The following is a 276-nucleotide window of genomic DNA, read 5'->3' as shown; positions in this document are numbered from 1 at the left end:
CAATTGCTTGCAATCAGCTTGGAAGCAACGTTCACCAAGTTTTGGCAACTCCATCTTTATACACTTGATTGTTGCTGTTCACTCATGAGAGCTAGAGAAAGATCATTCCACTTGGACTCAGCTTCTTTCACAGTCATATGAGTATCACCATTATCTGCATCAGGATCCGGCAGCTCTTCAAGAGGTACAGTTATGTCGTCAAATGGAAGTTTATCTTCACGCCAAGCGTCATCAACAATATCTAGCAACCGCCCTTCTATAGTAACTTGACTGTCC

The 276-nt window shown here is 42.8% G+C and carries 1 protein-coding gene; it reads right to left on the bottom strand.

Translation table 11 applies throughout. From position 1 onward, the window contains the following. Positions 1-56: 56 nt before the first annotated feature. Positions 57-276: hypothetical protein (locus P2081_RS20840; RefSeq protein ID WP_278924696.1), on the bottom strand; the 220-nt coding region annotated here is incomplete at its 5' end.

The sequence above is a fragment of the Pseudophaeobacter profundi genome (assembly GCF_029697505.1).
Lineage (GTDB): Bacteria > Pseudomonadota > Alphaproteobacteria > Rhodobacterales > Rhodobacteraceae > Pseudophaeobacter > Pseudophaeobacter profundi.
This window is presented reverse-complemented; position numbering and strand designations above follow the sequence as displayed.